Here is a 24,541-nt window from a genome sequence, read left to right as displayed (position 1 = left end):
GGACGCGTTCTCCGTCACGGCGGACGCGTCCCGATCAGCAAGGAACAAGCATGGCGTCCAGCCTGACGAAGGAATCCTTCCGACCGGGGTCCCCCGGTTCGGGGAAGACCTTCTTCGGCCACCCCCGCGGACTGGCCACCCTCTTCATGACCGAGATGTGGGAGCGCTTCAGCTTCTACGGCATGCGCGCGCTCCTGGTGCTCTACCTGCTCTCCGGCGGTCCGGACGCGCGGCACGGCAGCATGGGCGGCGGTCTGGGCATGAGCCTGGCCACCACGACGGCCATCTACTCCGTGTACCTGTCGATGGTGTACCTGCTGGCGATGCCGGGTGGCTGGCTCGGCGACCGGGTGTGGGGTCCGCGCAAGACCGTGGCGATCGCCGCCATCACCATCATGTGCGGCCATGTCGTGCTGTCGCTGCCGTTCGGCAAGGGCCCGTTCTTCGGCGGTCTGCTGCTGGTGGCGCTGGGTTCGGGTCTGCTGAAGGCCAACATCTCCACGATGGTCGGCCAGCTCTACAAGGGCGCCGACGACCCGCGCCTCGACGGTGGCTTCACCATCTTCTACATGGGCATCAACGCGGGCGGTTTCTTCGCGCCGCTGGTGATCGGCACCATCGGCCAGGAGGTGAGCTGGCACCTCGGGTTCCTGCTCGCCGCCGCCGGTATGGGCATCGGCCTGATCTTCTTCCTGGTCGGCACCCGTCATCTGAGCCCGCAGAGCAACGTCGTGCCGAAGCCGCTGACCCCGGCCGAGCGCAACTCGTGGCTGCGCAAGGGCCTGATCTGGCTGGCCATCGGCGTGGTGTTCTACGCGATCGTGGCCGGTACCGGTCACTTCACCCTGAACTGGGCGATGATCCCGCTGACGATCATCGGTCTGCTCATCCCGATCGGGGTGCTCACCCGGATCAAGCGGGACAAGGAGCTGACCGGCGTCGAGCAGTCGAAGATGAACGCCTACATCTGGTTCTTCATCGGCGCGACGATCTTCTGGATGCTGTACGACCAGGGCGGCTCGACCGTCCAGGCGTTCGGTGAGAACCACGCGAACAGCGCGGTGTTCGGGCTCGGCTTCCCGTCGTCCTGGTACCAGTCGCTGAACTCGCTGTTCATCATGATCCTGGCGCCGATGTTCGCCGCCTTCTGGCTGTACCTGAACCGCAAGCGCAAGGAGCCCAGCACGGTCGGCAAGTTCGCCGCCGCGCTGTTCATCGCCGCCGCGACGTTCTTCTTCTTCCTGATCCCGCTGGCCCTGGCCAAGGGCGGGCACCTGGTCAGCCCGATGTGGATCGTGGGCATCTTCCTGATCCAGACCGCCGCCGAGCTGTGCATCTCCCCGGTCGGTCTGGGCGCGACCACGAAGATGGCGCCCGCGAAGTACGCCTCCCAGATGATGGGCGTGTGGTTCCTCGCGGTCACCGCCGGCGACTCGATCACCAGCCTGCTGTCCAACCCGGCCGTCGCCGGTGTGGACCTGAGCAGCTTCAACGCGGTGCTCGTCGAGGCCGTGCTGTGCGCGCTGGCGGGTGTCGGCGTCTACGTGAACCGGCGCCGCGTCAACCAGCTCATGGGCGACCTGCACTGACGTCCCGGAGCACCACGTGAGGGCCGCCGCACCGGAAAGGTGCGGCGGCCCTCACGCGTCGGGCGGCGGAACGTCAGCCGCTGAGCGACGCCCCGGCCGGGCCCCGCACCGCCGACGCGGCCAGTTCCCGGACCCGCTCGGCGGGGACCGGCGCGCCGGGCGTCTCGAAGATCCAGCGCATCATGTCCTCACCGGACAGCCCGGCCGGAATCTCACCGAAGTACGGGAAGCAGTAGAGCGGGGTGTTGGGGCCGCTGCGCCAGCTCTCGGCGAGCGGGGCCACGTCCACCGCGTCGTAGCCGAGCGCGTCCAGCAGCTCCGTCACCTCCCGCTTGGCCTCCGGGTCGTCGCCCGCGATGGGCAGGCCACTGCGGTCCGGGGCACCGGCCGGGCGGGCCAGCGAGCCGAGCTGCTTGGCCCCGATGCTGTTGAACGCCTTGACGACGCGGGCGCCGGACAGGTGGCGCTGCACGAGTTCGCTGGAGGTCAGCTCGTCGTTGTCCAGCACCGGGAGGCTGCCGTCGCGCTCCGGGTAATAGTTGAGCGTGTCGATGACGGTCTTGCCCGCCAGCTCGGCGACCGGGAGCTTCTCCAGGGCGAACAGCGGGACCGTCGCCACGACGATGTCACCGGCGCGCGCCGCCTCGGCGGGGGTCGCGGCCCGCGCGTGCTCCCCCAGCTCGGCGACCAGATCGGCCAGCGTCTCCGGGCCGCGCGAGTTGCTGAGGACCACGTCCCAGCCCGCGTTCACGGCGAGCCGCGCGAGCGTGCCGCCGATCATGCCGCTGCCGATGAGTCCCAGGGTCCTGGCCATGTGCGCTCCGTTCGGGGGGGTGGTCACGCCGGGTTGTCCGTGGCTCACCGCCGAGGCCCCGAAACTGACTCACCTTTCTGATACTGAGTGTCAGAGTAGCCATTGAGTACCCCCTGTGCAATCCACACCCACTACGATGGGCCGGTGACCACAGCACGGAGCAGAACACGGGACATCGCACGGGACGCCGTACGGGAGGAACTGGCCCAGGTGGCGCTCGGGCTGTTCCAGGACGAGGGATTCGACCGGGTCACCCTGGACGGCCTCGCGGCGGCGGCCGGGGTGTCGCGCAGCACCTTCCTGCGCTACTTCGGCACCAAGGAGGACGTGGTCCTCGGCGCGTTCGACCCGCTCGGCGGCCTGATGACCGACGCGCTGCGCGCCCGCCCGGCCGACGAGGACGACTGGAGCGCGCTGCGCCGGGCCCTCGACCCGGTCGCCGTCCACTTCTCGGCGCGGCCCGCCGAGCGGCTGGCGCTGCTGCGGCTGGTGCAGGGGACGCCGGCGTTGTGCGCACGGCTGCGGGAGAAGCACGTCGGCTGGCATCCCCGGCTGCTCGGCGTGCTCGCGGAGCGCTCCCCCGGCGCCTCCACGCTCGTCCGCCAGGTGCGGGTGGCCGCCGCGCTGGACTGTCTGACGGTGGCCCTGGAGCACTGGGTCGCCGGGGACGGCACGGGGTCGATGGCGGAGCTGCTGGACGAGGGGTTCGGGGCGTTCGGCTGAGGGCGTTCGGCTGAGGGGGTTCTACTGAGGGGCGTTCGCCTGAGGGGCGGCCGGTGGGAGCGGTGCGGATCGGGTCGTACGCCCGGCCGGTCACCGCCGGGCCGGGAACATGCCCCAACCGCCGTACGCCGCCCCCTGCTTCACGATCCGTCCCACCCCGTGGGTTCACGCACCGCGCTGTGAACGATGTCACCGCCTCGCAAGTCCCTGACCAGCGGCCCCGCTTCGCATCGGCGATCGTCAACTCGCCGGTAATCAGGGGACTTCGTGGTCCTATGACCGCTGTACGAAGTACGGGCGGATCTGAGGAGGACCAGGGTGAGAAGAACCGTCACGACACTGGCGGCGGCGCTGCTGGCTGCCGGTGGGCTGCTGCCCGCCCTGCCCGCGGCGGCCGTGCCCGAGCGGGCGCCGGGGAGTGCCGCGACCGGGGTCGCGTGGGGGACGTGCGCCGAGCCGACGCTCGCGCAGGCCGGTGCGGAGTGCGGCACGCTGGACGTACCGGTGGACCGCGCGCACCCCGAGGGGCCGAGGATCACCCTGGCCCTCTCACGCGTCGTGCACACCTCGGCCGCCCGCGACTACCAGGGCGCGGTCCTCTTCGCGCCCAACCCGCTGGGCGGCTCCGGCTACACCTCCCCGCTGCTGTCGGCCCGGCTGCCGGGCGGCACGGCGGGCGCCTACGACTGGATCGGCTTCGCCCGCCGGGGTCTCGCCCCGAGCGTCCCGGCCCTGTCCTGCGACCCGGCGTACATGGACTTCGACCGACCCGACTACGTGCCGAGCGCCCCGGCCGACGAGGTCCTCTGGCGCGACCGGACCGCCGGTTACGCGGCCGACTGCGGTGCCGCGCACCCCGGCGGGCTGCTCGACCACATGAAGACCACCGACACCGCCGCCGACATGGAGTCGATCCGCCGGGCCCTCGGCCTGGACGAGGTCTCGGTGTACGCGCAGTCGTACGGCACGTACGTCGCGCAGGTCTACAGCACGCTGCACCCGGACCGGGTGCGCCGGATGGTGCTGGACAGCAACGTGGACCCGCGCCGGGACTGGTACCACGCCAACGGCTTCGACCAGGCGGTCCCGCTGGAGGAGAACCTGCGCACGTGGTTCGACTGGCTGGCCGCGCACGACGCGACGTACCACCTGGGCGCCACCCGCGCCGAGGTCGCCCGGGTGTGGGACGCGCAGCTGGCGCGGGTGCGGGAGCACCCGGCAGCCGGGGCGGTCGGGCCGGACGAGTGGATCGACGTCTTCCTCGTCGCGTCCTACTTCCAGCAGACCTGGCCGCTGCTCGGCTCGGCGTTCTCCGGCTGGGTCAACTCCGGTGACGGCGAGACGCTGAAGGCGCTGTTCTCCCAACTGGCCCAGCGCGGCAACGACAACACGTACGCGGCGCTGCTCGCGGAGATCTGCACCGACGGCCCCTACCCGGCGGACTGGGCGACCTGGCGGCGCGACTCCGACGCGGCCCACGCGCTCGCCCCGGACACCACCTGGGGCAACACCTGGTTCAACGCGCCCTGCCTGAACTGGCCCGCGCGGCCCGGCACTCCGGTGACCGTGGACGGTTCGCGGGTGGCGTCCGCGCTGCTGGTGGACGGTACGAAGGACGCGGCGACCCCGTTCGAGGGCAGCCTGGAGGTGCGGGCGCGCTACCCGCACTCCTCGCTGATCGCCATCGACGGCGGCCTCGACCACGGGGGTACGCTGTCCGGCAATCCCTGTGTGGACGGCGCCATCGCCCGCTACCTCGCGGACGGCACCCTGCCCGCCCGCGCGTCCGGCCGCCGGGCCGACCTCATCTGCGCCCCGCTCCCCGACCCGCTGCCCGCGGGCTGATCCCTGCCCCCTGGCAACGACTCCGGGCCCGTGCGGCGTGCGCCGTACGGGCCCGGAGGTGCTCCGGTGGGAGAGCGGTCAGTGCTCCTCGGGCTCCAGTCGGCCGCGGACGGCCAGGCGGAACAGCAGGATCAGCGACGGGACGATGACCAGACCGGCGACGATGGCGACGCCGACGACGACGTTCAGCGAGGAGGACGGCGCCGCCGCCTCGTCGATCGTCAGATGCGTGCCGAGCAGGTACGGGTACTGCGCGACACCCCAGCCGAGGACGACCAGGGCGACGGCGCCGCCCGCGAGGATGCGCAGGTTGCGCAGCACCTTCAGGCGGAGCAGCACGATGGTGGCCAGTCCGCACACGGCGGCGATGATCACCAACGGCAGGGCCTTGCCGCTGAGTTCGCCGAACAGCCGGGGCGAGTCGGCCTGGAGGACGAAGATGCCGGCGATGCTGACGACACCGGTGACGACGGCGGCGGCGAACGCGCGGGCCCGGTAGTAGCGGACCAGGATGGTGGCGTTCAGGCGCGCCGCGGTGGCGTACAGGTAGATCGCCGCGAGGTAGGCGCAGGTCAGCACGGCGAGGACGCCGCCGAGGATCGAGGTGGGGTTCAGCCAGGAGGTGAGGGCGTCGCCCGCGCCCGCCGCCGGGACCCGGCCGGAGGCGATGCCGCCCGCGATGGCGCCGAAGCAGAACGGCGTCAGCAGCGAGGACACCGCGAACGCCACGCCGAACAGGCGCCGTTGGGGAGTGCGCAGGGACGCCTTGCGGAAGGCGAAGCCCGCGCCGCGCAGCACGATGCCGAGGGCAGCGAGGCCGAGCGGGAGGTACAGCGTGGTGGTGATGGCGGCGAACGCGGTGGGGAACGACGTCCACAGGAACACCAGGCAGTAGACGAGCCAGGTGTGGTTGGCCTCCCAGACCGGGCCCAGCGAGATGTCGATCAGATGCCGGGGTTCCTTGCCGCGTTCCGCGCCGCCCGCCGTGAGGTCCCAGAACCCGGCGCCGAAGTCGGCACCGGCGAGCAGCGAGTAGGCGATGACGCCGATGAAGAGGAAACTGACGACGACGTCGGGCATCATCGCTCCGATCTGCTGGTGGCGTCCGCGAGCCGGGGTCCGGACTGGGGGCCGTAGGGGACTTCCACGCCGGAGTCGCCCTCGGCCTGCCAGCGCTTGCGCATCGACAGCAGCACGGTGATGGCGCTGACGCCGACGGCGATGTAGATGGCGAGGACGGCGGCGAACAGCGGCCAGATGTTGCCCTGCCGGGTCACCGCGTCGAGGGTGAGCAGGTGGCCGACGACCGTCCAGGGCTGGCGGCCGAGTTCGGTGACCATCCAGCCGGTCTCCAGACAGGCGATGGCGGCCAGCCCGGCCGGTGCGCAGCAGCGCAGGAACCACGTCTGGCGCTCCACCGGGCGGCGCCGCCACATGATCCAGGCGAACCACAGCACCAGCACCATGAGGATCGAGGAGAGCCCGACCATCACGTCGAAGGCGAGGTGCACGGTGCTGACGATCTGGTCCGAGGGCCGTACGTCGGCGGGGATGGCGTCCAGGCCCTGGATGCGGGTGGACGGCTTGAACGCGGCCAGGATCGACGCCATGTCCGGGATCGGGATGCCGTAGCGGACCTCGCCGTCCACCAGGATGCCGCCGAGGGTCTCGGGGACGTTGGTGCCGGTCTTCGGCAGGAGTTCGATCGCGGCGAACTTGTGCGGCTCGGAGTCGAAGACGTACCGGGCGATGGTGTCGCCGACGATCATCTGCACCGGCAGGATCACGGCGGCGGTGACGAAGGAGATCAGGAAGCCGACCCGGTGGTAGCGGCCCCGGCGCCCGCGCAGGATGCCGACCGCGTACACGCTGGCCACGCCGAACCCGGCGACGATGTAGGCGGCGAGCAGCATGTGCGCGAACTCGTACCAGAAGGCGCCGTTGAAGAAGACCTGGGCCGGGTGGACCTCGACGACCTCGCCGCCCCGGACGGTGAAGCCGCCGGGCTTGTTCATCCAGCTGTTGGCGCCGATGACGGCCGCCGCGCCGCCGATGCTGGCGAGGGCGACGGGGACGCCGGTCCAGAAGTGCGCCCAGGGCCTGAGGCGGTCCCAGCCGTAGATGTAGATGGAGACGAAGATGGCCTCGGTGAAGAAGAAGAGTCCCTCGATGGCGAAGGGGAAGCCGAACGCGGCGCCGTAGCGGCCCATCAGTCCCGGCCAGAGCAGGCCGAGTTCGAAGGAGAGCACGGTGCCGGTGATCGCGCCGACCGCGAACAGCACGGCGGCGACCTTCGACCAGCGCTTGGCGAGCAGCAGGGCGTCGGCGTCGCCCTTGCGCAGACCCCGGTAGTTGGCGATGAGCATCAGCGAGGTCAGCGCGACACCGAACGGCACCAGGATGATGTGGAAGCCGAGGGTGAAGGCCATCTGCTGCCGTGCGGGCAGAAGCTGCGGGGGTTCGTCGGCGAAGGCCAGCACCTGCGTGACGGAGTCCAGGGCGAGCACGCTCATCGGACACCCCCGAGGTGGGAAGCCGCGGTCAGGTCCCGGGCACCGCCGAGGTCCCGGGTCGCGCCCGTGTACGGCACCGCCATCGCGCCCCCATCCGTCCAGCCTGTCCGATCAGACACGGTTAGCAACATAAAGAGCTGAATATCGTCTCGTCATGTCGTGGGCGGCTCGATACGCCCGACACGGTCACCGTGTTCCACCGCACGGGGGAACGGGGGTGCGCCGTACGCGGGCGGCGGCGGGGCGGGCGCCGGGGGGCGGGAGCGGGGGCCGGAGGGGCGGGGCGGGGCCCCGGGGATTTCGGGTGAACCGTTCGACGCGCACACTCGTGGAGTACAAGTGAAGATCCGTTCCGGGCGGACCGCTTCCATCCCCCGCCTGGTCGCCCGGAACGGGTCTGTCAGACGGTCATCTCCTCCCGCAGCAGCGCGGCCAGTTCCGCCGGGCGGCTCAGGAACGGGGAGTGCGAGGACCGGATACGGCGCACCCGGTCGGCCCGCACCGCCATCTGCTCCTGGAGCACCGGCGGGATGGCCACGTCCTCCTCGCACACGATGTACGTGCTCGGCACCGTGTGCCACGCGGCCTCGGTGAGCGGCTGGCGTACCGCGCGCAGCGACTCGTACCCGAGCCGGGCGGCGCTGCGGGCGGCCAGTTCCGGCTCGACATCGGCGTAGAGGGCGTGCAGCGGGTCGTGCACCCCGAAGCACTCCGTCTCCTCGTGCACGTCCCAGTCCGGCGGGTAGGCGCCGCCCACCAGGCTCAGCAGCGAGTCCCCGACGTCCTGCATCAGCGCGCTGAGGTAGACCACCCGGCGCACGTCCCCGGCCGACCCGGCGGCCTGGGTCACCGGGCAGCCGCCGTAGGAATGTCCGACGACCACGGTCGGCCCGCCGATCTCCCGTACCGCGCCGGAGATCGCCGCCGCGTCGTCGTAGAGGTCACCGAGCGCCTTCGGGTCGGAACCGCTGCTGGGCAGCGCGACGGTGCGCACGTCCACGTCGGGCAGCTCGGCGGCGAGCTGTTCCCAGCACCAGGGGGCGTGCCAGGCACCGTGGACGAGGAGGAGGGAGGGGAGAGGGTTCATGTCGTTCTTTCTACGGGACATGTCAGGAACATGCACCGGTACGGGGAGAAGTTTCTCGGAAGGGGCTACGGCTCCAGCCAGCCCCGGCTGCGGGCGTTGGCACCCGCCTGGAACCGGGTGCCCGCGCCGAGGCGGTGCATGAGGGCGGCGACGCGGCGGGTGGCGGTACGGGTGCTGATACCGAGCTGGCGGGCGATGGCCTGGTCCTTGAGGCCGCTGTGCAGCATGCGGAGGAGGAGCAGTTCGGCGGCGGTGGGAGTGTCGGCGGCGGCTCCGGGGACCGGGGAGGCGCCGGGGGCGGCGGCCGGGGCGGGGCTGCCGGGAGTGCCCGGTGCGGCCAGGGGCTGGGCGCGGCGCCAGTGGGCCTCGAAGAGTTCGATCAGGGCGTCGAGCAGTCCGGAGGGGTGGACGACGGCGACGCTGTCGTACAGGGACCCGGCGAGCGGGACGATGGCCGCGCGGCGGTCCACGATGTGCAGCTTGAGCGGGAGCCGGTCGAGCATACGGGCCTGTTCGCCGAGCGCGGTCAGCCGCAGGATCGTCTCGAAGCGGCCGGGGTACGACATGGACTCGGGACAGTAGACGGAGCGGATGTCCACGCCGCGTTCCAGCCATGAGCGGGTGACGGCGGTCTCCGTGGAGTCGTCGTGCGGACGGCCGTCGGGACGGCTGAGGTAGGGCGGCCGGTCGAGTATCCAGAGGTGGGTGCGGACGGAACGGCTCAGCTCCCCCACCCGGCGGACCACGGCGTCCCGGCCGCTGAGCACCTCCACCAGTCGGCTCGGGTCGGTGTGCAGGCGCCCGGTGAGGTACAGCTCGTGCAGCGCGTCCACTCCGGACTCGGCCTCGGAGAGCGCCGAACTCACGGCCGTACGGCGCTGGTTGAGCAGGGCGGTGACGGCGGTGCGCGGACCGGTGGCCTCCCAGCGCCCGGGACCGGTGTGCTGTACGAGGCCGTGCCCGGCCAGTCGTCGCAGCGCGTGCGCCACCTGGCCCGAGCTGCCGTCCACGGCACCGGCGAGCGCGGCCACGGTGGTGCCGGGGTGGGCGAGCAGGGCGCGGTAGACCCGCTCGTCGAAGGGACGGACGCCGAGCACGTCGAGCACGGGCACCTCTCCACTGGGCGCGCGGGGCGCGCGGCTTGCGGGGGCGCGCCCGGAGTGCGGGGCACCGGCTGCGGTGGCGGTGCGGTTGGCGTCTTCGGACACGGTGGCCGAAGACGCCACGAGATTATCTGGACGGGGTCCGTACGCGCGACGTTCACTGCTGCCGTACCGCGCGTCTCCATCACCTGACTCAACTGATGTGTCCAAAGGGTCTGTTCGGCGCTCGCCGACCCCTGTCCGACTCCACGCTCCGTATCCCGTGTCCGGTGTGTCCGGCATGTCGTACGCAGCATCCCGTATCCCAAGGGGAGGAATCCGTGACGTCCCAGTCACGAAGATCCACGCACCGCGGCCGGGGCCGCAGGGCTGGTACGGCGGTGGCCGTGGCCGCGCTGGCGCTGGCCGCGCTGCCCGCCACCGGCCACGCGGCCACCGGAGGGGGCGCGGCCCGGCCCGCCTCCGGGCAGTACCTCGTCACCCTCTCCGAGGCGCCCCTCGTCACGTACGACGGCGGCACGGCGGGTTTCGCCGCGACGCGCCCCGCCCGCAACGGCAAGGTGGACGTGGCCAGTTCGGCCGCGCGGCGCTACCGCGCGCACCTGGAGGACCGGCAGTCCCGGCTGGCCGCCTCGGTCGGGGCGCGGGCGGTCCGGCACTACGCGGTCACCACGGACACCTTCACCGCGACACTGACCGCCGCCCAGGTGGTGCGGCTGGCGGCGGCGCACGGGGTCACCTCGGTGGTGCCGGACACGCTGCACCACCTCACCGACGACCGGAACTCGGCGGACTTCCTGCGGCTGACCGGCCGGGACGGGCTGTGGGCCGCGCTGGGCGGCAGCGCGTCGGCGGGCAGGGGGGTCGTCATCGGGGACATCGACACCGGGATCTGGCCGGAGAGCCCGTCGTTCGCCGCGCCCGCGCTGGGCACGGCGCCACCGCCCGCCTCCGACCCGTACCGGCCGTACCGTACGGGCGCGGCGACGGTGATGCGCAAGGCGGACGGCAGTACGTTCACCGGGGTCTGCCAGACGGGCGAGTCGTTCACCGCCGACCTGTGCAACCGGAAGGTGGTGAGCGCGCGTTACTTCGGTACGGCGTGGCTGAAGTCCGTGCCCGAGGCGAACCGCGCGGACTACGTCTCGCCGCGCGACGGCGAGGGCCACGGCACGCACACCGCGTCCACGGCGGCGGGCCGTGCGAACGTGCCGGTCACGGTGGACGGCCGGGACCTCGGCCGGGTGTCGGGGGTGGCGCCGGGCGCGGTGGTCGCCGCGTACAAGGCGCTGTGGGAGAGCAAGGACGGCACCCAGTCCGGCGGGATGACCAGCGACATCGTGCAGGCGATCGACCAGGCCACGGCGGACGGCGTGGACGTCATCAACTACTCGGTGGGCTCCTCGGTGGAGTCGAAGGCCGACGACCCGATCCAGACCGCGTTCCGCAACGCGGCGGCGGCCGGGGTGTTCGTGTCGGCGGCGGCGGGCAACAACGGCCCCGACCCGGCGACGCTGGACAACACCTCGCCGTGGGTGACGACGGTCGCCGCGTCCACCGTCGCGCCGTACACGGGAACGGTCGTCCTCGGCGACGGGCGGCGGTACACCGGAGTGAGCACGACGGTCCCGGCCGCGCTCGGCCCGAAGCCGCTGGTGCTCGCGGAGAACGTCCGGGCGGCGGGCGCGGACGCCGCCTCCGCCGCGCTCTGCCGGACCGGCACGCTCGAACCGGCGCTGGTGGCAGGGAAGTTGGTGGTGTGCGACCGGGGGGTGAACGCGCGCACCGAGAAGTCGGCCGAGGTGGCACGCGCGGGCGGCGTCGGGATGGTCCTCGTCAACCGGGACGATCTCAGCATGGACGCCGACCTGCACGGCATCCCGACCGTGCACCTCAACGTCCCGGCGGCGGACACCGTGCGCGCGTACGCGGCGACGGCGGGCGCCACCGCCACGCTGGCGCCGGGCGGCTCCGGCATCGCGTATCCGCAGGTGGCGGGCTTCTCCTCGCGCGGCCCCTCGCACAGCACCGGCGGTGACGTGCTCAAGCCCGACCTGGCAGCGCCCGGCGTCTCGATCCTCGCGGCGGTGGCCCCGCCCACCAACGGCGGCCGTGCGTACGCCTTCGAGTCGGGCACCTCGATGGCCACCCCGCACATATCCGGGCTGGCCGCGCTGTATCTGGGCCGGTATCCGACGTGGTCCCCGATGCGGGTCAAGTCGGCGCTGATGACGACGGCCACGGCGACGAAGGGCGCCGACGGCCGCCCCTCGAAGGACGTGTTCGCCCAGGGCGCGGGCCAGGTGAGCCCGCCCGCCATGCTGAACCCGGGTCTGGTCTACGACTCCGGTGTGCGGGACTGGCTGGCCTACCTGGAGGGGCTGGGCAGGCGGACCGGTTCCGGGGTCGCCCCGATCGACCCCAGCGACCTCAACTACCCGTCCATCGCGGTCGGTGACCTGCTCGGCAGCCAGACGGTCACCCGTACGGTCACGGCGGTACGGGCCGGAACCTACCGCGCGCGGATCAGCGCCCCGGCCGGGCTGCGCGTCACGGTGTCCCCGTCCACCCTGCGCTTCGCACACGCCGGGGAGAGCCGTACGTTCACGGTCACCTTCGCCATCGGGGACGCCCCGGCCGACCGTACGGTCTCCGGCGCCCTGACCTGGCGCGGCGCGGGCACGGCCGTCCGCAGCCCGTTCGTCCTCACCCCGCACAGCGCGCGGGCCCCGGAACGCGTCACCGGTACGGGCGCGCGCGGCACGGTCTCCTACGCCGTCACGCCCGCCGTACGCCCCTTCACCGCGACGGCGTACGGCCCGGTCTCGGCGGCGCCGGTGCCGGGCTCGGTGACGAGCCACGGGTCTTCCGACGCGGACGCCGAGCGGTACTTCACGGTGCCGGTGCCGAAGGGCGCGAAGGCGGTGGAGTTCACCGCCCGGCCGGATGACTCCGATGCCCAAGTCGCTCTGGTGGCAGGCAAGTTGGTGGGCGGGAAATGGACCTCCGCGATTCAGGTCGTCCTGCCGACTCCGGACGCCGTGGTCTCCCTTCCGCATCCCGAGAGCGGTGACTACCTGGTCGCCGTGGTCACGCTGGGGGACGCGCCGGGGACTTCGGCGACGCCGTTCACCTTCCAGTCGAACGTGGTCGGGGGCAAGGCGGCGGGAGGCAGAGGGGCCGAGGCTCCGGGCTCGCTGCGGGTGAGTCCCGCACGGTCCTCGGGGGCGGTGGGCACTCCGGTGACCCTGACGGCCGACTGGTCCGGCGTGGGGACGCGGGCTCGGACCACGGGGTGGGTGGAGTATCCGAACGGGGCGGGGACGGTGGTGAGTCTGAACTAGCCTGCTGGGTTGGTCGGTTGGTTGGCTGGTTGAGGGGCCCAGGGGGCCTCGGGGTGCCGGGCGGGGTCGGTCGGGATGATCGGCTCCGCCCGGCGTTTTGGCGTGCGCGGGGAGGGCGGGGCAGAGCGGGTGGGGCGAGGGCGGGCGGGGCGAGGGCGGGCAGTGCAGCGGGGCGGAGCTGGGTGGGGCCAGTAGTGGTACCGCGTGGTGTCATGCGGTGCCATTGCGGTGCCATCCACCCCCGCAGAGGTGGCGCGACGTCCCGTACGACACCTCCTCGCACACCCCGGATTCGACTCATCACCGCAGCTCAGGGCGCATTGAGCCCGACTGGCACCAAAAATGGCGCCATTCGGGGTTGTAGGTGGCGCCAAAGTGGTGCCACTATGACGGCATGGACCTCACCCCGTATGTCGAGAACCTTCGCCGCGAGTTGGCGGTGGCCGCCGAGGCCGGTGGCGTGGAGGCACGCGAGTTGGCGGAGCGGCTCACCGCTCCGCTGGAGTCGGCGACTCGGCTGACCATGCTCAACGTGCTCTCCGCCGCGATGGACGAGATCACCCGTGATCTCGCGCCGGGTTCGGTCGATGTACGGCTTCGGGGTCTCGACCCGGACTTCGTGGTGACACCGCCCCCCGTGGAGGGTGGCACCACTGAGGCATCGGCTGAGGCACCGGCCGTGGCGCCGGGCGTCGCACCCGGCGAGGCACCGGCCGCGCCGGTGACCGCCGAGGGCGACGAGGGCGGGACCGCCCGCGTGAACCTGCGGCTCCCGGCCCACCTGAAGGCGCGCGCCGAGGAGGCGGCGGGCCGCGAGGGGCTGTCGGTCAACGCCTGGCTGGTGCGGGCCGTCTCGGCGGCGGTGGACGGCGGAGGCCGCCCGCGCACCCCGGAACGCACCCAGACGGTCGGCCAGAGCTTCACGGGCTGGGTGCGCTAGCGCCGGTCCGCCGGGGTTGGACGTACCGACATCTCGTCCGCCCCGCCCCCGTACGCGTACCAGTTCATCCACACCACGTCCCACCTGCGGGAACGTACCCACGAGTCAAGAGGACGGTACAGCCATGCCTGCTTTCACCACCCCCGGACCGGTCTCGGTCAACGCCCAGGTGTACGCCGGTTCCATCCGCTTCGCGGCGGCCGACCGCGCCGACACCGTCGTGACGGCGCTGCCGCGCGACCCGAAGCGCGACCAGGACGTACGGGCCGCCGACCAGACCGAGGTGTCGTACACGAACGGCGTCCTGACCGTGCGGACGCCCAAGGCCGGGCTGTTCGGCCGGACCGGCACCGTGGACGTCACGGTGGACCTGCCCGCCGGGTCGGCCGTCGAGGTGAGCGGCTCGTGGGCCCAAGTGGTCGGCGAGGGGCCGCTCGGTGAGGTGCGGGGGAAGACGACGTCCGGCGACATGCGCTTCGAGACGACCGGACCGCTCCAACTGACCGTCTCCCACGGCTCGGTGAGCGTCGAGCGGGTCGAGGGCGCGGCCGAGATCACCTCCAGCACGGGCAACATCCGCGTCGGTACGGTGGACGGCCCGGCCGTGCTGAAGAACTCCCACGGCAGCACGTCCGTCGGCGCGGTGACGGGTGAGCTGCGGGTGAGCGGGGCCAACGGCGGCATCGACGTGGCGCGCGCCGAGTCGTCGGTGCTCGGCACCACGACCCACGGGCACCTCCGGGTCACCGAAGTCGTCTCCGGCACGGTGGAGTTGAAGACCTCCAACGGTTCCATCGAGGTCGGCGTCCGCGAGGGGGTCGCCGCCTGGCTGGACGTCAGCTCGACGCGCGGGCAGGTGCGCAACACGCTCACCGCGTCGGGGGCGCCGGAACAGAGCGAGGGCAGCGTGCGGGTACACGCGCGCACCAGCTGGGGCAACATCGACGTACGGCGCGCTCGCGGCTGAGACGTACCGCGTCTCGGGCAGGGGTTCACGGCCGAGCCGTGGCAACGCCTCCGCGCCGGGGGTTCACGGCCGAGCCGTAGTGCCGCCTACGGGCAGATGGCGACGGCCGAGCCGTGGCACCGCCTCCGGGCAGGCCCCTCCCCCACCCCAACCACCGTCAAGAGCAAATCACTTCACCTCACCCCTCTCATGGATCGGGAGAACGCCATGCCTTCTTCTGTCATGCCCATGCCGCGTCAGGGCGGTGGTGGCGGCCCCCGTCCGCCCGCCGCCGTCACCGTCACCGGACTGCGCAAGTCGTACGGCGACAAGACCGTGCTGGACGGTATCGACCTGCACATCCCGGCCGGGACCGTGTTCGCGCTGCTCGGTCCGAACGGCGCCGGGAAGACCACGACCGTGCACATCCTGTCCACGCTCGTCGCCGCCGACGGCGGGCGGGCGTCGGTCGCGGGCCACGACGTGGACACCGCGCCGGACGGGGTACGGGCCGCGATCGGTGTCACCGGCCAGTTCGCGGCGCTGGACAACCTGCTCACCGCCGAGGAGAACCTGCTCCTGATGGCCGACCTGCTGCGCCTCGGCAAGCGGGAAGGGCGTTCCCGCACAAGGGAGTTGCTGGAGCGGTTCGAGATCGCGGACGTGGCCGGGCAGCGGGCGGCGACCTTCTCCGGGGGGATGCGGCGGCGGCTCGACCTGGCGATGACGCTGGTCGGGCGGCCGGAGGTGATCTTCCTGGACGAGCCGACGACCGGGCTGGACCCGCGCAGCCGCCGCACGATGTGGGAGACGGTGCGTTCGCTGGTCGCGGGCGGTACGACGGTCTTCCTCACCACTCAATACCTGGAGGAGGCCGACCAGTTGGCCGACCGGATCGCCGTGCTCGACGGCGGCCGGATCGTCGCGGAGGGCACCGCCGAGGAGTTGAAGGCGCGCATCCCCGGCGCCCACGTACGGCTGCGGTTCGACGACCCGGCGGCGTACGAGCGGGCGGCGGAGGTGTTCGCCGGGGCGGCGCGGGACGACGAGAACCTGGCGCTGCGGGTCGCGGGCGACGGCGGCCTGGACGCGCTGCGCGCCCTGCTCGCCCGGCTCGACACGGCCGGGGTGCGGGCCACCGGCTTCTCCGTGCACACGCCCGACCTGGACGACGTGTTCCTGGCCCTGACCGGCCGGGGCGCGGACACCGCACTTCACCCGGCAGAGGAGAACCAGCGATGAGCACTCTCGGTTACACCGTGCACGACTCGATGACGATGCTGCGGCGCAATCTGCGGCACGCGGTCCGGTACCCGAGCGTGTCCCTGGGGCCCGCGCTGCTGCCGATCCTGATGCTGCTGCTGTTCGTGTACGCGTTCGGCGGTGCGCTGGGGGCGGGGGTCGGCGCGGGCTCGGGGCAGGACGGGGGGCGTGCGGGGTACCTGGAGTACCTGACGCCCGGAGTGATCGTGATGGGGGTCGCGGCCGGGGCGATGTCCACGTCGATCGCGGTGTGCTCCGACATGACGGAGGGGGTCGTGAACCGCTTCCGCACGATGAACATCAGCCGGTCGTCGTTCCTGACGGGGCATGTCGTCGGGAGCGTCGTACAGACACTGGCGGGCCTCCTCCTGGTGGTCGGGGTCGCGCTGGCCCTCGGCTTCCGGTCCGGCGCGGGGCCGCTGGAGTGGCTGGCGGCGGCGGGGCTGCTCGCGGCCATCGCCTTCGCGGTGGCCTGGCTGTCGGCGGCGCTCGGTCTGATCTCCCGGACGGTCGAGTCCGCCTCCAACAAGCCCCTCCTCATCCAGTTCCTCCCCTTCCTCGGCTCCACCTTCGTCCCCACCTCCACGATGCCCTCCGGCCTCCGCTGGTTCGCCCGGCACCAGCCCTTCACCCCCATGACCGAGACCCTGCGCGGCCTGCTGACGGGCTCCCCGGTCGGCAGCGCCTGGTGGATCTCCCTCGCGTGGTGCGCGGGGATCGGGGTGGTGGGGTACGTGTGGGCACGGTCGCTGTTCCACACGACGACGAAGCGCTGAGCCACCGGTTCCGCCCCGCCCGACCCCAACATGCCGTGCCCCGGCCGGAGTCACGCCCCGCATCGAATGGTGCGGGGCGTCTCGGCGCGGGTTCTGCCGTTCGGCTCGCCGCGGCTACTTCCCGCGGAGCGCGCCGAGTGCGACTCCCCACAGCACGTCCACCAGACGGACAGCGGCGCCCGGCCAGCCGTCCCAGTTGGCGGGCAGCCGCCTTCCTCAGCGTCGGCGTCGGCGTCGGCGTCGGCGGGTGCGTTGAGCAGCGTACGAGCGGTGAAGGAAGCATTCCCATGCAACCAACCGGATGGTTTCCAGGAGGGCGCGGCAGCTCTGGCGCACTTGTTTACAACTGTTCGGATGTATTACCCGTCTCCGGGGACACGGAAAGCGGCCGAGGGCGACAACCAGGACCGGCGGTACATCGCCGCGCGCTTCGGCGGCCGCCCGCAGCGATACCGGTGCCCGTGCGCGGCGCACGCTCCCCGTATCCGACGCACCGTCATGTTCCGTCGCGGGGGCGGTCCTTGGTGGGCGTGTTCAGTGGTCCGGCGTGGTGGTGCGTGCCACGGCAGGCACCCGGCGCCCGAGCCCTACCCTCCGGACCCGTGGCCCGCAACTCCTGCGTGACGCTTGGTGATCTCCGCGTGCGACGCCGGAACGGTTCCGCTCCGGAACCATGCGGAGCTGTCCCGACTTACAGGAAATGACCCGCCCGGCGCGGCGGTCTGGAGAATCGCACAAGGCGCCGTGCGAAAGGCCGGTGGGAGAAGGCGTCCAGGGGGTTTCCGGGCTCCCAACACTCCCCCGAACCCATCCACTTACCCCGGCTGCCCGGCCTTCGATCACTTCTTGCCGAAATGCCGAGCCGGGAATGGTGGATTAGCGTTCTGTGTTGGATTGGGGGCATACACGGTGATGCAGCGTGCATAAGAGCTACGTCCGGAAATGACCCCTACAGGTGTGTTCCAGCCAGGAGGCTCCTCATGAAGATCTTCAGTGCTCGTCGGCGGACGGTCCCGGCCACTCTGGCGGTGACCACGATCGCAGTCACCGCGCTCGTGGCGACCGGCGCACAGAGCGGCGCGGTCACCGCCGGGCATCCGCACGCGCCGTCGCCGTCGGGTAAGCCCAAGCCGACGGTGGTCCTCGTGCACGGCGCGTGGGCGGGCACGTCGAGCTGGGACGGTGAGGTCAAGCTGCTGCGGGCCGCCGGATACCCGGTGCGGTCGATAGCCAACCCGCTCCTGAACCTGACCACCGACGCGCAGACCGTCCAGGGCTTCCTCAAGAGCATCAAGGGCCCGATCGTCCTCGTGGGGCACTCCTACGGCGGCTCCGTGATCACCAACGCGGCGAACGGCGTCAGCAACGTCAAGGCGCTCGTGTACGTCGATGCCGCCGCCCCGGCCGTCGGCGAGACCACCGGCCAGCTCAGCGGCAAGACCTCCGCCCTCTCGGGCTCGCCCTCCGCGCTGTACGACATGGTGTCGTACCCCGGCGCCCCGGCCAACGCGTCCAACCTCTACCTCAAGGAGAACGTGTTCCTGGACAAGTTCGCCTCCAGCGTCCCCCGTGACCAGGCGGTCAACCTCTGGGCCACGCAGCGGGCCGCGACCACCGTCGCCTTCAACACGCCTTCGAAGTACGAGGCGTGGAAGACGATCCCGTCCTGGTACTTCATCAGCAGCGGCGACCAGATCATCACGCCCGAGTCCGAGCACATGATGGCCAAGCGGGCCGGCTCCAAGGTCACCGACTACAAGGGCGGTTCGCACCTCACCCTGGTCTCCGACCCGGCCGCCGTGACCAAGACCATCACGCAGGCCGCCAACTCCGTGAAGTAGCGCGCCGGATCGCACCAGGGGTGGCGTGCGCCGTCGGCGCACGCCACCCCCTTCGGTGTCCGGGGCCGTACGGTCCCTCACGCGTTCGGCGCCACCAGCAGCGGCAGCACCCGCTCGAACTTCGCCGCGAACTTCGTCGTCGGCATCACCTGGCCGCGCGGGAAGGCGAGTTCCGCGAGGGTGAATCCGTACTGGGCCGCGTGCAGGCGCTGTTCCGGGGTGCCGTGGTGGGAGGCGGCGGCGAAGGAGCAGTCACCGAGCTGGAAGAAGACCTTCTGGAAGTCGCGCACCCGGTTCCAGCCGAGGTGGGCGCCCCGGACGTGGGTGAGGTAGTAACCGGCGAAGGAGTCGGCCATCAGCTCGGTGCGGCGGCTGGCCTCGGGGCCGGTGAGCGGGGAGTCGAACAGGTCGCGCTGGTACTGGACATGGTGTCCGTACTCATGGGCGACGATCGAGGCGGGGGCGACGTCGTCGAGACCGACGGCCTTGAAGCCCTGGAGCACGCCGTCGCCCATGATGATCTCCGGCGGGATGCTGCGGCCGTCGCCGAGGTCGAGCCCGTTGATGGCGAAGGCGTTGAACGTGAAGTACGGGTGGTCGCCGTGGTCGAACTTGTCCTGGTCGGCGATGGTGGCGAGGGCCTCGCCGAACTGGAGGGCGGCGCTCTCCTCGACGCCGAACGCCTCCTCGAAGACCCGCGCGATACCGGCCGGGTCCCGCAGCACGTCGGAGTGCATGGCCACGACGGATATGCGGGACGGGTCGATGTCCCAGAACCTGCCGAGGCCGGTGAAGCTCTTGTTGACCGCCTTGGTGAACTCGCCGTGCGGGCCGAAGTCCTTGCTGTGGGCGTCCGGGAACAGCACGCTGTCGAGCAGCACGACCTGGAGGAAGAGGTCACCGGCGCTCTGGTCGGACGCGGTCCAGTCGGCGCGGGAGTCGGCCAGCCAGTTCCGTACCGGGGTGTTGGTGTCGCAGCGGTAGTCCGCGGGGTCGATCACGTCGGCGGGGTCGCCGTCCTCGGCCAGTCGCTTCTGCAACCGCGCGGCCGGTGAGGTCGGCGGCACCGGCCGGGCCTCGAACTCGTCGATGAGGGTCTGGGCCTGCGCGCGGGTGAGTCCGTCCGAGGCCGCGGCGTGCGCCTGGACGGGCAGGGCCAGCAGTCCCGCGGTCATCGCCAGGGAAACGGCCGCGGTACGGAGTCTTACGGATCTCTTCATAACGTCCCTACAGAGGTCGTGAGTTCGCGGTGGGCACACTCTTCACGGCCGCCGGGTCCCGCCGCGACGCCTGCCGCTGGCGGAAATCGGCATGACAGGAATCCGACGCGCGGGCGCCGTACCCAACCCCGCGCATCACCGCCGATTCCCGCGCAGGACACCCGAGTCGGCCAAAGCGGTCGGACCGGCCCCCGCCCCCTTCCCGCGTTCGCCAATGCCACGCCCGGCCGGAGGGCGGCCCGAACGCCGTACCGGGCGGCGGGTTTCGGACACCGAGCGCACCAGGACGATCACCCCCAGAGGGGTTGACATGCGGCGTCGTACACCACAGCCTTTGGCAACGTTGTCATTTCGGCCGGGGCACGGGACGCCCGGAGCCGGCTCGGCTTGCGCCGCTGTTTGATGGGACGTCACACACATGACAGAGAAGTCGGGTCCGCCGCGCCACCCGTCGCGCCGGACCGTCGTCACCACGGGCACCACGCTGCTGGCCGGTTTCGGCCTGAACACCGTGCTGCCCGCGGCGACCGCCGCAGCCGCCCCCACCGGCTCCACCAGCACCACCGGCCCGTCCGCCACCCCCGGCGAACTGGCCCTGTACCGACCGGTGTCGGTCTCCTCGACCGCCTACGCCGCCACCCCCGGCTCGTTCGTCGTGGACCGCCTGACCTCCGCCGGTGTGCGGGGCAGCGGCTGGCGTGCCGAGGACGGCGACCCGCAGTGGATATCCGTGGACCTGCAGAGCGCCTGCGAGGTCACCCGGGTCAGGCTGACCTTCGAGGCGGACGCCTCCGACCCGGTCTACACCCCGCCGACCACGGGCAACGTGCACAGCGGCACCACCGGCAAGGAGATCCAGTCGAGTTACTCGCTGGTCTTCACGGTCGAGACGTCGCTGGACAAGAAGACCTGGACGACCGCGTACCGCACCACCGCGGGCACCGGCGGTGTGGTGGACGTCCAGCTCACCCGCCCGGTCGGCGCGCGGTACGTACGGATGACCTCGCAGAAGCGGTCCAGCCCGCTGCCGCTGGGCCTCAACGGCTTCGAGGTGTACGGCAGCGCCAAGGGCGCCGCCCGCCCGGCGGTCACCGGCTGGACCGACTGGGGTGTGGACCGCACCCCCGCGCCCAAGCTGACGGTCGCCGGTGACGGCACCGTGCCCGTGGAGTCGGGCTGGCGGCTGACGATGGACGACTGGGCCGGTGCCGAGGGCGCCGCGCTGTCGAAGCCGTCGTACGACACGAGCCGCTGGCTGCCCGCGGTCGTGCCCGGTACGGTGCTGGGCTCGCTGGTGACGGAGGGCAAGCTGCCCGACCCGGTCGCGGGCCTGAACAACCTGCGTATTCCGGAGGCGCTGTCACGCCACTCCTGGTGGTACAAGCGGGACTTCGCGCTGCCGCGCGGGCTGCGCACCGGTGCCGGACGCCATGTCTGGCTGGAGTTCGACGGCGTCAACCACAAGGCGGACGTGTGGCTGAACGGCACCCGGGTCGGTGACCTGACGTACCCGTTCGCGCGGGCCGCCTTCGATGTGACCAAGCAGCTCGCGGCGAGCGGTGACAACGCCCTGGCGGTGCGGATCACGCCGATGCCGGTGCCCGGCAGCCCCGGCGACAAGGGGCCCGTCGGGGACTCCTGGGTGGACGCGGGCGCCAACCAGATGAACCTCAACTCGCCCACGTACCTGGCCTCTTCGGGCTGGGACTGGATGCCCGCCGTGCGTGACCGCGCGGCCGGGATCTGGAACCACGTGCGGCTGAGATCGACCGGGCACGTGGTGATCGGCGACCCGCGTGTGGACACCGTGCTGCCCAAGCTGCCGGACGTGTCGGTGGCCGAGGTCACCGTGGTCGTCCCGGTGCGCAACGCCGACAGCGCCGACCAGCAGGCCACCGTCACCGCCGCGTTCGACGGCGTGAAGGTGTCGAAGACGGTCACCGTGAAGGCGGGCGAGAGCCTGGACGTGGTGTTCGCGCCGGACGCCTTCCGCGAACTGAAGCTGAACAAGCCGAAGTTGTGGTGGCCCAACGGTCTCGGTGACGCCAACCTGCACGAGCTGACGCTCACCGCGACGGTCGGCGGCCAGGAGAGCGACCGCCGCACCACCCGGTTCGGCATCCGCCAGTTCGGCTACGAGTTCGACGTGCCGCTGAAGTTCGCTGCCTCCGGCAACGCGTACACCCAGACGGTGGACTTCGACCGGCAGCAGGCCCGGTACGTGCGCATCCGCTGCCTGACCCGCGCCACCGGCTGGGGCAGCTCGCTGTGGACGCTGTCCGTGCTGGACAGCACCCGGCCCGGGGTGGACCTCGCGCTGCACCAGTCGGCCACCGCGTCCGGCGACGACGGCAACGGGCCGGGCAACGCCACCGACGGCGACGCGAACACCCGCTGGTCCTCGGCCTACGAGGACGACCAGTGGATCTCCGTCGATCTCGGTTCGACGCAGTCCTTCGACCGGGTGGACCTCACCTGGGAGCAGGCGTACGCCAAGACGTTCACCGTGCAGGTCTCGGCGAACGGCTCGGACTGGACCGATGTGAAGTCGGTGGACAACGGCGCGGTCCCGCTGCCGTTCAACAACGGCAACGCCAGTCTCCAAGTCGAGGACTTCGACCAGCGGACCGCGCGCTACGTCCGGCTCAACTGTGGTCTGCGGAACACCAGTTGGGGCAACTCCCTGTGGTCGTTCGGCGTCGTGGACCGGAGCGACCCCGGCACCGACCTGGCGCGCGGGCAGAAGGCGACCGCCTCCACCGAGGAGTCGGACAAGCCCGCCTCCAACGCCACCGACGGCGACCCGAACACCCGCTGGTCCTCGGAGTACGCGGACAACCAGTGGATCGCGGTGGACCTCGGCGCGTCCCGCACCTTCGACCGGGTCGCGGTCGTGTGGGAGTCAGCGTACCCGAAGTCGTACACGATCCAGGTGTCCGACGACGGGCAGAAGTGGACGGACGTCAAGTCGGTCTCCAACGAGCCCGAACCGCTGAAGATCTCGGTCAACGGTGTGCGCGTGCTGGCGCGCGGCGGCAACTGGGGCTGGGACGAGCTGCTGCGCCGGATGCCGCCGGAGCGGATGGACGCGGCGGTGCGCATGCACCGGGACATGAACTTCACCATGATCCGCAACTGGGTCGGCTCCAGCGACCGCGAGGAGTTCTTCGCGGCCTGCGACCGGCACGGCATCCTGGTGTGGAACGACTTCCCGAACGCGTGGGGCATGGACCCGCCGGACCACGACGCGTTCAACTCCCTCGCGCGCGACACCGTGCTGCGCTACCGCCTCCACCCGAGCGTGGTGGTGTGGTGCGGCGCGAACGAGGGCAACCCCCCGGCCGCGATCGACAAGGGCATGCGGGCGGCGGTGGAGGACCAGGTGCCGGGCCTGCTCTACCAGAACACCTCGGCGGGCGGCATCATCACCGGTGGCGGCCCCTACAGCTGGGTGGAGCCGGAGAAGTACTTCGACCCGATGACGTACGGCAGCCGGGACTTCGGCTTCCACACCGAGATCGGCATGCCGGTGGTCTCCACGGCGGCCAGCACCCGGAACATGACGGGTGACGAGCCGGAGTGGCCGATCAGGGGCGCGTGGTACCACCACGACTGGAGCGAGCGCGGGAACCAGGCGCCGCAGACCTACAAGGCGGCCATCGAAGCGCGGCTCGGCGGGGTGAGCGGCCTGGACGACTTCGCCCGCAAGGCGCAGTTCGTCAACTACGAGAACACCCGCGCGATGTTCGAGGCGTGGAACCAGAACCTGTGGGACAACGCCTCGGGTCTGATGCTGTGGATGTCCCACCCGGCGTGGCACTCCACGGTCTGGCAGACGTACGACTACGACTTCGACGTCAACGGCGTGTACTACGGCGCCCGTTCGGCGTGCGAGCCGCTGCACGTGCAGGCCGACCCGGTCAACTGGCAGGTCATCGCGGTGAACCACACCTCGGCGGACCTGCGGGGCGCGACGGTCACCGCGCGGTTGTACGACCTGTCGGGCAAGGAGCTGGGCAAGGCCCGTACGGCCAAGGTGGACGTCGAGCGGGCGACGACCGCGAAGGCGTTCACGGCGGGCTGGACGGACGCGCTGCCGACGCTGCACCTGCTGCGGCTGACGCTGACGGACGCGGGCGGCCGTGAGGTGTCCCGCAACACGTACTGGCGGTACCGCAAGCCCGCCGACATGCAGGGTCTGAGCAAGGCGAAGCAGACCAGGCTGGCCGGTGCGGTCACGCACGTGTCCCGCTCGGGCGAGCGGCAGGAGCTGACGGCGACGATCCGCAACACGGGTACGTCGGTGGCGGCGATGGTGCGGCTGTCGCTGCTCCAGGACGCCCGCGGGCGCCGGGTGCTGCCGACGCTGTACAGCGACAACTACCTGTGGCTGCTGCCGGGTGAGTCGCGTACGGTCCGGCTGTCCTGGCCGGCGGAGGCGTGCGGCACCCGGCACCCGGTGCTGACCGCCGAGGCGTACAACAGCCCGCGGACGCTGATGCACGGCTGAGCGCGGCCCCGTGCGGGCATGCCCCCG

16 protein-coding genes are annotated in these 24,541 nt (G+C 71.6%); 10 read left to right on the top strand and 6 right to left on the bottom strand.

Going from position 1 to position 24,541, the window contains the following annotated elements; all coding sequences use genetic code 11:
* Nucleotides 1–50 precede the first annotated feature (50 nt).
* Nucleotides 51–1,589 carry a peptide MFS transporter gene (locus tag KUM39_RS06085; RefSeq protein WP_217784351.1) on the top strand — a complete coding sequence of 513 codons (1,539 nt, stop codon included), beginning with the start codon at nucleotides 51–53 and terminating at the stop codon, nucleotides 1,587–1,589.
* Nucleotides 1,590–1,662: 73 nt separating this feature from the next.
* On the opposite strand, the gene KUM39_RS06080 is transcribed toward KUM39_RS06085, so the two are convergent.
* On the bottom strand, nucleotides 1,663–2,403 hold the full coding sequence (locus tag KUM39_RS06080) for an NADPH-dependent F420 reductase (protein WP_217784350.1): 741 nt from the start codon (nucleotides 2,401–2,403) through the stop codon (nucleotides 1,663–1,665).
* A 144-nt stretch (nucleotides 2,404–2,547) separates the two neighbouring features.
* Here KUM39_RS06080 and KUM39_RS06075 point away from each other — a divergent pair, with 144 nt between their 5' ends.
* Both KUM39_RS06075 and KUM39_RS06070 read left to right on the top strand, forming a co-directional pair.
* A complete protein-coding gene (locus KUM39_RS06075; RefSeq protein WP_217784349.1) occupies nucleotides 2,548–3,126 on the top strand; it encodes a TetR family transcriptional regulator in 579 nt (192 codons plus the stop codon).
* A 318-nt stretch (nucleotides 3,127–3,444) separates the two neighbouring features.
* Nucleotides 3,445–4,971, top strand: a complete 1,527-nt coding sequence (locus KUM39_RS06070; RefSeq protein WP_217784348.1) for an alpha/beta hydrolase — start codon at nucleotides 3,445–3,447, stop codon at nucleotides 4,969–4,971.
* Between the two features lie 78 nt (nucleotides 4,972–5,049).
* On the opposite strand, the gene KUM39_RS06065 is transcribed toward KUM39_RS06070, so the two are convergent.
* From KUM39_RS06065 to KUM39_RS06050, 4 genes are all read right to left on the bottom strand, one after another.
* Entirely contained in the window at nucleotides 5,050–6,054 is a 1,005-nt protein-coding gene (locus KUM39_RS06065; RefSeq protein WP_308288049.1) for a cytochrome d ubiquinol oxidase subunit II, read from the bottom strand.
* Nucleotides 6,051–7,484 (bottom strand): cytochrome ubiquinol oxidase subunit I, encoded by a 1,434-nt coding sequence (locus KUM39_RS06060; RefSeq protein ID WP_217784347.1) that lies wholly within the window; start codon nucleotides 7,482–7,484, stop codon nucleotides 6,051–6,053. Before KUM39_RS06060 ends, KUM39_RS06065 begins: the two co-directional genes overlap by 4 nt.
* Before the next feature lie 400 nt (nucleotides 7,485–7,884).
* On the bottom strand, nucleotides 7,885–8,571 hold the full coding sequence (locus KUM39_RS06055) for an alpha/beta fold hydrolase (protein ID WP_217784346.1): 687 nt from the start codon (nucleotides 8,569–8,571) through the stop codon (nucleotides 7,885–7,887).
* Nucleotides 8,572–8,636: 65 nt separating this feature from the next.
* A complete protein-coding gene (locus KUM39_RS06050; protein WP_217784345.1) occupies nucleotides 8,637–9,677 on the bottom strand; it encodes a TrmB family transcriptional regulator in 1,041 nt (346 codons plus the stop codon).
* A gap of 317 nt (nucleotides 9,678–9,994) precedes the next feature.
* Between KUM39_RS06050 and KUM39_RS06045 the strand changes: the two genes are divergently transcribed.
* From KUM39_RS06045 to KUM39_RS06020, 6 genes are all read left to right on the top strand, one after another.
* On the top strand, nucleotides 9,995–13,018 hold the full coding sequence (locus tag KUM39_RS06045) for a S8 family serine peptidase (RefSeq protein ID WP_308288048.1): 3,024 nt from the start codon (nucleotides 9,995–9,997) through the stop codon (nucleotides 13,016–13,018).
* Nucleotides 13,019–13,412: 394 nt separating this feature from the next.
* The gene (locus KUM39_RS06040; protein ID WP_217784343.1) at nucleotides 13,413–13,958 is read left to right on the top strand and encodes a hypothetical protein; all 546 of its coding nucleotides are present in this window, start codon (nucleotides 13,413–13,415) and stop codon (nucleotides 13,956–13,958) included.
* A 124-nt stretch (nucleotides 13,959–14,082) separates the two neighbouring features.
* Complete coding sequence (locus KUM39_RS06035) at nucleotides 14,083–14,925, top strand: DUF4097 family beta strand repeat-containing protein (protein ID WP_217784342.1); 843 nt, start codon at nucleotides 14,083–14,085, stop codon at nucleotides 14,923–14,925.
* A 207-nt stretch (nucleotides 14,926–15,132) separates the two neighbouring features.
* Entirely contained in the window at nucleotides 15,133–16,146 is a 1,014-nt protein-coding gene (locus tag KUM39_RS06030) for an ATP-binding cassette domain-containing protein (RefSeq protein WP_246619664.1), read from the top strand.
* Entirely contained in the window at nucleotides 16,143–16,943 is an 801-nt protein-coding gene (locus tag KUM39_RS06025) for an ABC transporter permease (RefSeq protein WP_217784341.1), read from the top strand. The genes KUM39_RS06030 and KUM39_RS06025 overlap by 4 nt, the downstream gene beginning before the upstream one ends.
* A gap of 980 nt (nucleotides 16,944–17,923) precedes the next feature.
* On the top strand, nucleotides 17,924–18,784 hold the full coding sequence (locus tag KUM39_RS06020; protein WP_217784340.1) for an alpha/beta hydrolase: 861 nt from the start codon (nucleotides 17,924–17,926) through the stop codon (nucleotides 18,782–18,784).
* 77 nt (nucleotides 18,785–18,861) lie between these two features.
* Here KUM39_RS06020 and KUM39_RS06015 read toward each other — a convergent pair whose 3' ends face one another.
* Complete coding sequence (locus KUM39_RS06015) at nucleotides 18,862–19,959, bottom strand: hypothetical protein (RefSeq protein WP_217784339.1); 1,098 nt, start codon at nucleotides 19,957–19,959, stop codon at nucleotides 18,862–18,864.
* A 463-nt stretch (nucleotides 19,960–20,422) separates the two neighbouring features.
* On the opposite strand from KUM39_RS06015, the gene KUM39_RS06010 reads away from it, so the two are divergent.
* Complete coding sequence (locus tag KUM39_RS06010) at nucleotides 20,423–24,514, top strand: discoidin domain-containing protein (protein WP_217784338.1); 4,092 nt, start codon at nucleotides 20,423–20,425, stop codon at nucleotides 24,512–24,514.
* Nucleotides 24,515–24,541: the final 27 nt, after the last annotated feature.

Source organism: Streptomyces corallincola (assembly GCF_019104725.1).
Taxonomy (GTDB): Bacteria; Actinomycetota; Actinomycetes; order Streptomycetales; family Streptomycetaceae; genus Streptomyces; species Streptomyces corallincola.
This window is presented reverse-complemented; position numbering and strand designations above follow the sequence as displayed.